Origin of the sequence: Psychrobacter sp., assembly GCF_035469765.1 — a bacterium.
In the GTDB taxonomy this organism is placed as follows: Bacteria; Pseudomonadota; Gammaproteobacteria; order Pseudomonadales; family Moraxellaceae; genus Psychrobacter.
On record NZ_DATIRM010000067.1, the window covers coordinates 1 to 9819 of the forward strand.

The 9819-nt window shown below is 44.2% G+C and carries 11 protein-coding genes; 1 reads left to right on the forward strand and 10 read right to left on the reverse strand.

Features of this window, described 5'->3' with window-relative positions:
• From betB to VLN09_RS01900, 5 genes are all read right to left on the reverse strand, one after another.
• A partial coding sequence (gene betB, locus VLN09_RS01880) for a betaine-aldehyde dehydrogenase (RefSeq protein WP_414709068.1) occupies positions 1-1376 on the reverse strand: 1376 nt, incomplete at its 3' end.
• Positions 1377-1549: 173 nt separating this feature from the next.
• Positions 1550-2122: a TetR/AcrR family transcriptional regulator gene (locus tag VLN09_RS01885; RefSeq protein WP_325243522.1), complete on the reverse strand. Its 573-nt coding sequence runs from the start codon at positions 2120-2122 to the stop codon at positions 1550-1552.
• A gap of 20 nt (positions 2123-2142) precedes the next feature.
• Entirely contained in the window at positions 2143-2487 is a 345-nt protein-coding gene (locus VLN09_RS01890) for a multidrug efflux SMR transporter (protein ID WP_325243523.1), read from the reverse strand.
• Positions 2488-2806: 319 nt separating this feature from the next.
• A complete protein-coding gene (locus tag VLN09_RS01895; protein WP_325243524.1) occupies positions 2807-3913 on the reverse strand; it encodes a flavin monoamine oxidase family protein in 1107 nt (368 codons plus the stop codon).
• Between the two features lie 28 nt (positions 3914-3941).
• Positions 3942-4619, reverse strand: coding sequence for a cupin domain-containing protein (locus tag VLN09_RS01900; protein ID WP_325243525.1), 678 nt, complete (start codon positions 4617-4619; stop codon positions 3942-3944).
• A gap of 249 nt (positions 4620-4868) precedes the next feature.
• On the opposite strand from VLN09_RS01900, the gene VLN09_RS01905 reads away from it, so the two are divergent.
• Positions 4869-6068 (forward strand): sugar transporter, encoded by a 1200-nt coding sequence (locus VLN09_RS01905; protein WP_325243526.1) that lies wholly within the window; start codon positions 4869-4871, stop codon positions 6066-6068.
• Between the two features lie 82 nt (positions 6069-6150).
• On the opposite strand, the gene arfB is transcribed toward VLN09_RS01905, so the two are convergent.
• From arfB to VLN09_RS01930, 5 genes are all read right to left on the reverse strand, one after another.
• A complete protein-coding gene (gene arfB / locus VLN09_RS01910; RefSeq protein WP_325243527.1) occupies positions 6151-6564 on the reverse strand; it encodes an alternative ribosome rescue aminoacyl-tRNA hydrolase ArfB in 414 nt (137 codons plus the stop codon).
• A 61-nt stretch (positions 6565-6625) separates the two neighbouring features.
• Positions 6626-7471 (reverse strand): CoA ester lyase, encoded by an 846-nt coding sequence (locus tag VLN09_RS01915; protein WP_325243528.1) that lies wholly within the window; start codon positions 7469-7471, stop codon positions 6626-6628.
• A 128-nt stretch (positions 7472-7599) separates the two neighbouring features.
• Positions 7600-8361, reverse strand: coding sequence for an SDR family oxidoreductase (locus VLN09_RS01920; RefSeq protein ID WP_414709069.1), 762 nt, complete (start codon positions 8359-8361; stop codon positions 7600-7602).
• 35 nt (positions 8362-8396) lie between these two features.
• The gene (locus VLN09_RS01925; RefSeq protein WP_325243529.1) at positions 8397-9206 is read right to left on the reverse strand and encodes an SDR family NAD(P)-dependent oxidoreductase; all 810 of its coding nucleotides are present in this window, start codon (positions 9204-9206) and stop codon (positions 8397-8399) included.
• Between the two features lie 3 nt (positions 9207-9209).
• A partial coding sequence (locus VLN09_RS01930; RefSeq protein WP_325243530.1) for an NADP-dependent oxidoreductase occupies positions 9210-9819 on the reverse strand: 610 nt, incomplete at its 5' end.

Below are 9819 nucleotides of genomic sequence, written 5' to 3' on the forward strand. Positions count from 1 at the left end.
CCCCACGTATTTAACCAGCAAATACCGGCTTCAATCTGACCAATCACGCGATGCGCTCGGGTCAAATCAGCGGTCACGACCCCTGCTGCCAATCCATACTCAGTATCATTGGCACGGCGAATGACTTCTTCTTCGGTCTCATAAGTCAATATCGACATCACTGGACCAAAGATTTCCTCGCATACGATAGTCATATCATCGCTACAATCTGTAAACACGGTCGGTGCGACAAATGCACCATTGGCAAGTTCACCTGTCGTGATACGTTCACCACCCGTTAGCAGACGCGCACCATTGGCTTTACCTTGCTCGATATAGCCAAGCACTCTTTCCATGTGCGGGAAGCTAACTAATGGCCCCATGTTAATGCTCTCATCCATCGGATCGCCGAGCTTTATACGCTCTACACGCGTTAGGATAGCTTGCTCAAACTTAGCTTGTAAGGCTTTAGGGATAAAGACACGCGTGCCATTAGTACATACCTGACCTGTGCTATAGAAGTTTGCCATCATGGCAATATCAGCAGCGGTATCGATGTCGGCATCATCAAATATGATTAATGGCGATTTACCACCAAGCTCTAGGGTCACGTCTTTAAGCGACGATAATGCAGCGCTTGCCATCACTTTTTTACCCGTAGGTACACCACCCGTAAACGATACTTTGGCGATATCAGGATGCGCAGTTAATGCTTCGCCAACTTTATAATCCCCTTGCACGACATTAAAGACGCCATCGGGCAAACCGGCTTCTGTAAAGATTTCTGCCAGTTTTAGCGCAGTTAAAGGCGTGACCTCTGATGGTTTAAAAATCATCGCATTACCAGCGGCTAGTGCAGGAGCAGCCTTCCACATAGCGATTTGAATCGGATAATTCCATGCGCCAATACCAGCGACGACGCCAAGCGGCTCGCGGCGAGTATAAACAAAGCTGCTATCACGTAGCGGAATCTGACGACCTTCAATCATTGGCGCAAGCCCAGCATAGTATTCAATAACATCAGCACCAGTTACGATATCGACATATTTGGTTTCAGAGAGCGCTTTACCTGTATCTTTGGTTTCAAGTAACGCGAGTACATCATTACGCTCGCGTAGTATGGCAACGGCATTTAACAGAATACGACTACGCTCAACCGCTGTCATCGCCGCCCAAATTTTCTGCCCTTTCTGTGCTGCTGTTACAGCTTCGTTAATCTGCTCAGTGGTTGTCTGCTGGATGGTTGCCAACACTTCCCCAGTGGCTGGGTTAATATCTTCAAAAGTTGCAAGTGATTCATCGATAGACAGGTAACGACCGTTAATATAAGCGGTTTGTGTTTTTTCTAAATCGATGATATCTGTTACTTTATTTAGGTCTGTTTTTGAATCTGTCATGAGTTCTTTCTCCTTACAACGACTGGCAAAAGCTTTATAAAAAAATTAATACCGAATAATGTCGTCATGGTTTAAGTGTTAGAAATAAATTTATATAACCTATTTCTACAAGCTTTTCTTGCAATATTTCTTTGATAAAAAACGCTTATTAGATAAATGTTGAAAACAGCGTTTTACTGATTTTCAGGTTGCGTCAGTTTTATCAGGCGCTCACGTATGGATGTTTTATCTGAGATATTAATCCCTGAAAAATCAGAGAGCCAAATACCATCAGCCACCAGACGCACCATGCATAGTGTTTCAGTGTTGTCGGTTGCTTGATGTTTTTTCAACTGTGCATTTGCCCATTCTGCCCATAATTCACGTAGCTCAACATCTCCAAGCATCAATACATATAGCGTGGCTTGGCTATTAAACTCTTGCTGCCCTTTTTCACCTAAGCTGATCGTGGCATTGATATAAGCACGGGTAAAAGAGCCATAACGCACAGGATCTTTTGCTATCGCCGCATCAACTTCTACCTCAAATTTTTTCATCGCATCATGAAACACTTCCATCACCAAAGCGTTTTTGGTGGTGAAGTGATGCATCACACCGCCTTTTGTCACCCCGACCGCATCAGCAACGGCTTGGAAGGTGACCTTGGCTAAACCTTGCTCTAAAGTGATGCGTGCCGCTTGGTCAAGTAGCGCCCGACGTACTACTTCAGGTTGTTTTTTACGCTTATGTGCGCTTTCAGATTCCATTGTTATCTCCATATACACAATTAATGTCCGACAGAATTAGACAGCAAGTTCATCACGACGACACCACCCACAATCATAGCGATACCGACCACCGCTGCCGTATCAAGTGTTTGCTTAAAAAATACTAAGCCGATCAACGATGTCAGTACAATTCCAAGCCCACCCCATAACGCATAAGCGATACCAATCGGTATGGTCTTGATGGTTTGCGTGAGTAAGTAAAACGAGATGGCGTAGAGCACACCCATAATCACTGTCGGCACCAAACGCGTAAATTGTTCTGACTTAACTAAAAAAGTGGTGCCAATGACTTCACAAATGATGGCAATGGCAAGGTAACCGTAAGCAATAGTGGTAGGGCTCATAATTAGGATACCTGTCTCAAATTGAGCAAATATTAATAATGTATATACATTAAAGAAACCATACAGTCGGTATTTTATAGCAATAATATAGCAATGTGAAGGGTTAATATATATTTTGTTTATTTTAGATGAGATAAGGTTAGATAGAATGATGGTAACAAAGTGGACTAATGAGATGGCTTTACTTGACGAGCCACTTTTTGTCTTGAGCTGAAGCCTTTCCTTGCTATAAAGAGCGGAACGCCCGTACAACAAGGAAGGCCTGATCTAAAAACGATGATTTAAAGGGTGTTTTTTATATTGAAATAAGCATGATTAATTAAGAAAAGGCTGACTCAGGAAGGTTTAGCACCCCTATGCTAGCGGCATCGATCGCGCCAGCAAGGTAACCTGAAAACTGCGTCGACCACTCACTTCCAATACCTGTCAGACAATTTTCCCATACGCCGGATGTTGCTTTAGAAACAGGTGCTGACGCATGTTGACCATCGCCACTCACGTCAGTAGCAGTCGCTGTAAACGGCTCTTGTGCCCAGTCTTTGAGATATTCTCTCTTAGTATTCTCTGCCTCTACGCCAAACAGCCTTACCAACTGCGCACGGCAATGTGCTTTTAAGACTGCTTCAGAAACACTTTGACGTACTGATGCAGGTACACCTATAAAACCAAACAGCGCACCACTACCATCTATCACTGAAGCATCATGAATCTCAACCATGGGACCTTGGGCACTTCTCGCTGCGCCAGAAAGCCCCTGTTTTTGCCAAAAAGGTGTGTCATAAATCGCCACATACTTGGCGTGTGGCGCCATCCAAGTAGCCGTTTGCTGCCATTGTGCTGATAAATCAACCGGTAAATCAGGATAAAACGCTATGCTTTTCGCAGCCAAACGTGGCGGTAGTGCCAGCAGCACATGTTGTGCTTGGCACGTCATTATTTGCCCAGAGTTGTCTTTACTAATAATCTCAATATACTGACCATTATGATTAAGTTGATATACGATTTGACCAGTAAAAATGCGTGATGCATCTAAGCGAAGATACAGAGCCTCTATTAATGCTGCCATACCACCTTTGAGCCGCATTGACGGTAGGGCGCTTTTATAGCCATGTGTACGAACGGCAGCTTCATTAGGCGCGTGCTCAACCATCATGTCGCCCTCTTCAAACTGCGCTATGGTCTCTAATTGTAATTCATCGATAAGATGAGCCAACTGCTGCTGATAATCTGGCCAAAACCAAGAAGGTCCCAAATCAAAGCTGTCTATATTTTTATTATCTATTGAAAATTCAGCAGTAACGATACGACCACCTAAAGTAGATCGCGCTTCTAACAGCACATAATCAATGCCTTTTTTCTCCAATAAATAGGCAGCATACAAGCCACTTAAACCGCCGCCAACAATCGCCACCGATGCTTTTTTCATATTCATTCTCTCAAAATCACTTATACACTCAGTGAACATCAATACCGATTATTTGTGATAGATGTCCAGTTTTTAGATAAACCGTAGCGCCATTCGCTCCTGCTGTTATTTGCGATGTCGCATCGACAGGTAGACGTATCCAACCACCGCTCTGATAAGTTTGTCCAGCTTCTATCAACATGCCCTCTAGCACCAATAGCTCAGCACCTCCTGCGATGGTATCTGCAAACAATGCCTCACCTGCATCTACACGTTGCAAGCTCACCTCCTCCCTTGCATCCGAGTATAAATGGCAAACCTGACGACCGCCTTGCGCTTGCCAGTTGGCAGCATCGTTGGTATCGATAGCGACATGATGGGTCTCGTCGACTGTCATCTGCCAAAGTTTGACAAAAATAACAGCGCCCTCATGACTATAAGGCTGATGCCCTGAGGTCGGTGGATTGCGTAAATACCAACCAGCAGGATAATCGTTGTTATCTGCAGAAAAAGTGCCTGACAATACCAAAATCTCTTCACCTCCTGGGTGCAGATGATGCGGAAAATTTGACTCAGGAGCATAGCGTACGATACTGGTAGCACGCGCTTTTTCGGCGCCAACTCGGTCAAGCATCACGCGCTCGACGCCGTTTTGTGGTGACTGAACCCACTGATAGTGTTCAGGTGCTAAGGCAGCACGGCATGAAAAGTCTGCATTGATGAGCATAATATAACTTCTAACTAAGTATGATATTGCTTGAAATTATCCTCTGATTTATTTATTTTGACAAACCAGATAAACCTATTGCTAAAGTAAGTATTTATCATTAAAAAGCTAGGTGTTAATGACGTTAGCAAAAAACCCCTTTAACTAAAGCCATTGACTTGCTATCTTGCTTACCTTTCTGTGAACACTCCAATTTCTGCCCCGCTTTAAACGCTAATTTTTTAGCATTCTTTCTGACCGTTGGATTTTATGACACATAAACTTGAGGTGAGCTCAGATGCTCGCCGCACTCAGTATTTTCAAGTATTTTTGATGGGTGTTAGCGCATTCATTATGAATACCACCGAATTCGTCCCAGTCGCCCTATTAAGTGATATTGCCCAGGACTTTTCTATTACCACGGCAGAAACGGGCTGGATGTTGACGCTCTATGCGTGGATTGTCGCAGCTATGTCGTTGCCACTGATGCTATTGACCAGTCGATTTGAACGTAAACGTTTACTATTAGCCTTATTTGCAGTATTTATCGCCAGCCATGCGTTGTCAGTATTTGCGTGGAGTTTTGAAGTGCTACTCATCAGCCGTGTTGGGATTGCGCTATCGCATGCGATATTTTGGTCAATCACGGCGGCGATTGCCATACGAGTGGCACCCAAAGGCAAAAAAGCCATGGCGCTAAGCGTGCTTGCGACCGGTACCTCATTAGCAATGGTACTGGGCGTACCGTTAGGACGATTGATCGGTCAATGGTTTGGCTGGCGCGCAACCTTTGGCGGTATCGGTGCAGTTGCTTTGGTGGTATTTATCTTGCAAGCAAGGCTTTTACCTACCCTGCCAAGTATGTTTGAGGGCTCGTTTAGAAAGATTCCAGAATTACTTAAAAACCCTTTATTGGTCTGTCTGTATTTGCTTATTTTACTGGTCTTTACCGCCCACTATACCGCTTACTCTTATATCGAGCCTTTTATGCGTCAAGTCGGTGCCATCAGTGAAAACGCCGCGACTTTTGTACTTCTGCTATTCGGTGTGGCAGGCATTCTAGGCAGTGTGATATTCAGTCGCTGGGGTGACAATTTTAATACCAGATTGATGCTGATATCGACGATATTGATATTGGTATCGATGCTTGCGCTGTTGCTTGCCGTCACCTCGGTATGGGCGCTCAGCTTGATTGCCTTACTATGGGGCGCAGCACTCATGCTGCTGATTGTCTCTATGCAAGCCAAAGTCATCATGGTTGATGTCAACGCGCAAGACATGCTGATGTCAATGTTCTCAGGGATTATTAACTTAGGAATTGGTACAGGGGCTTTGTTTGGTGGTTATGCGGTGACCCATCTCTCGTTATCAAGCGTGGGCTATGTTGGCGCGGCAATCGCCAGCGCGGCATTGCTACTCATGCTATTTATGATACAACGCTTCCCTGAGCTAAGCAGAAGGCTGGGCTAGCTGAAAAGCTGATAGCAAATAAGTATATAAAAAATGCCAGCCACTTAAATAGGCTGGCATTTTACGTTTAAAATCATTCTAATTAAAAATCCACTTTACCGCGTAATACTTTTGTCTTGCCGCGCTGGGTTTTTTTATCCACGCGTTTACGCTTAGCGTTACGGCTCGGTTTGGTGGGCTTACGAGTTTTATTGATGTAAGTAGCTTTTACGATAAAACTCTGCAAGCGCTCAAACGCATCAATTCGATTGCGTTCTTGAGTACGAAATTGCTGTGCTTTAATAATCAGCACCCCTTCTTTAGTAATTCGGCTGTCCTTACTATCAAGCAGGCGCTGCTTATTGATGTCACTCAAACTTGATGCATGGATATCAAAGCGCAAATGAATCGCAGACGACACTTTATTAACGTTTTGACCGCCAGCGCCTTGCGCCCGTATCGCGCTAATCTCGACATCACTATCATTCAGGCTGATGCTGCTACTGATAAAAATCATAGAACTCTTTTATAAATGGCTAATAAGTATGGTGAATAATAAACCATTATTTGCTTCCCTGCTAGTTAGCTAAGAACTGGTTCAATAGCTGACGACAGCGCTCAATCACGGGCGCATCAACCATATTGCCGTCTATTGTAAATACCGCCTGCCCACTTTGCTCGTATTCTTCTAACACACGTTTAGCAAAGTCAATTTCAGCATCAGTCAGTTGTAGAGATTTCTGGACGACAGCTACTTGCTTTGGGTGGATACAAAGCATGCTGGACATGCCCATTTGCGACCATAATTGCACTCGCTGCCCAAGCCCTTTATTATCATTAAAGTCGGTATAAACCGTATCAATAGGGGCTAATAGATTATGCACTTTTGAGGTGAGTAAGAGCTGATAACGAATCTGATTAGCAACAATATCCGCTGCCGCCGTACCTACTTGCACCTGCAAATCATTGCATAAATCTAAAAATCCATAGCTAAATGTCAGCAGTCCAGCAGCTTTTGCCATACTATCGATTTGATATAAACCAAGCGCCGTCTCTATCAATGCAATGACGGGTAGACCCATTTTATTATGAACTTTTTCAATATCTACCGCTTGCTCCGCTTTAGGTAATATAAGTCCAGCAAGATTTGGCATTTGCTGGCAGAGTTCTAAGTCTTCTATAAAATCCTCACTACTTGCTTGATTGATTCGAATCCAAATAGGCTGATAACCCTGACTGTCATAATAGACTCTTAAATCTTTGCGAGCTTGTACCTTGTCCGCTTCAGCAACCGCATCTTCCAAATCCACAATCACCGCATCAGCGCCACTAGCAAACGCCTTTACCACTCTAGCTATGCGAGTGGCTGGAACGAATAACCATGTCTTGGTATTGGTAAAATGATTAATAATAGATGCTTGCATGCTTGGCTCCGCTCTTAAGTATCATTACTTAAAATATTAGTACTTACTATAGCTAAATAAAAAACCGTATGCCATTTATAAGCATACGGTTTTAGAGATAACTCTACTTTTAGAGAACGAACTGCTAACTAAGCTAGCATCCCACCATCAACGACTATCGTTGCGCCAGTCGTATAACTTGATGCATCAGACACTAGGTACAAGACTGTGCCAGCCATTTCATCAGGATCAGCCACGCGTCCTAGAGGAATTGAGTGTAACGCCATTTTTAAGACTTTATCATTGGTCGTCAAGGCAGAGGCAAACTTGGTATCGGTCAAGCCTGGCAACAACGCATTCACACGGATATTTAATGGGCCACATTCTTTAGCAAAAGCTTTGGTCATGCTAATGACAGCAGCTTTGGTGATTGAGTAAATACCTTGTTTGTCGCCCGCTACCAAGCCATTGACCGATGCAGTATTCAAGATAACGCCGCCACCTTGCTCGCGCATCATCTTACCAGCAGCTGTCGACATAAAGAAATAGCCGCGAATGTTTACTTCAACCGTTTTGTCAAAAGCCGCTAGGTCAGTATCTAGGATATGCCCGTAGTAAGGGTTGGCTGCTGCGTTATTGACTAAGATATCAATTTGACCAAACTCATTTTTGATATGCTCAAAAATAGCATCAATCTGCTCCATGTCTCCGACATGACAAGCAAAAGCACTGGCTTTATAACCATCAGCAATAATACTATCAGCGACTGCTTGGCACGCATCAATCTTACGACTAGAAACAATTACATGTGCCCCTCTTGAGGCAAGCAAGCGTGCAATAGATTCGCCAATACCGCGGCTAGCACCAGTAACTAAGGCTATCTTACCTGTTAAATCAAATAAATCTTTCATTATTATTCCTTATATTTTAATAAATACTTTAGATACTAAGCCAGCATACCGCCATCAAGAGTAAACGCATGACCATTCATAAAGCTGCTCTCGTCACTAGCTAGCCATGCAATCGCGCCTGATACTTCATCAACTGTCCCTAAACGGCGTAGTGGACTGGCTTTGATAGTCGCTTGCTGAGCGCGCTCGTCCATATTAGCCATAGTATTGCGTACCATTGGTGTATCGATAAAGCTTGGACACACCGCATTAAAGCGGATATTGACGCGAGCATATTCATGAGCAGCAGACTTAGTCAGTCCCATCACCCCATGCTTCGCAGCACTATAAGCCGATAGCATAGGTGCAGAGCGCAAGCCTGCAATAGAAGCCACATTAATCACATGACCACCGCCATTGGGTGCCATACAGGCAACGGCAGCACGCATACAATGCCAGACACCTTTTAAGTTAACAGCGATATTACGATCAAAGTCATCATCACTTAGCTCATGCATGGGCGCAGGCTTATGATCGATACCCGCATTATTTACCACGACATCCAGACCACCAAGCGTCTCCATAGCAAAAGCAAATAAGGCGCGCACTTCATCACCACTGGTGACATCGACCTTTTTAAAAACAATACTGTTGCCAGCATCTTGTGCTTGCTTAGCAACGCCTGCGCCCATCTCTTCTGCCAAATCGCCAATAACGACTTTGGCACCGCGACTTGCTAGCAGTAGCGCACTTGCCGCTCCGATGCCAGAAGCACCGCCCGTGATTAAGATTCTCTTACCTGCTACGTTGGAAGCAGTCACATTTTCTAGTTTGCTTGACTCAAGTCCATTTGTATTCAGTGTCATGATTTATCCCTCTACCTTAAGTACCAGTTTGCCAAAATTTTCACCTTTAAAGAGCATCATCAGAGTATCAGGGAACGTCTCGATACCCTCAACGATATGATCTTTTACTTTGATATCACCTGACTGGATCCAGCCAGCAATCTCTTTCATCGCGATTGGGTATTCTTTGATATTATCAAATACCACAATGCCTTCCATACGTGCACGATTTACCAATAGTGACAAATAATTTGATGGACCTTTGACCGCTGTAGTGTTGTTATATTGGCTAATCGCACCGCAAATAACGATACGAGCACGCAGATTAATCTGAGTGAGCACATCGTTTAAGATATCACCGCCAACGTTGTCAAAATATACATCGACTCCGTTTGGACAGGTTTTCTTTAGGGCTTTTTTCACGTCTTCGTTTTTGTAGTCGATTGCCGCGTCAAAGCCTAACTCATCGACTAAGAACTTACATTTCTCAGCACCACCTGCGATACCGACGACTCGGCAGCCTTTGATTTTGGCAATTTGACCGACCAAGCTACCAACTGCACCCGCAGCGCCAGATACCACAACGGTCTCGCCTGCTTTTGGCTCGCCTGTTTTTAGCAAACCAAAATAGCCT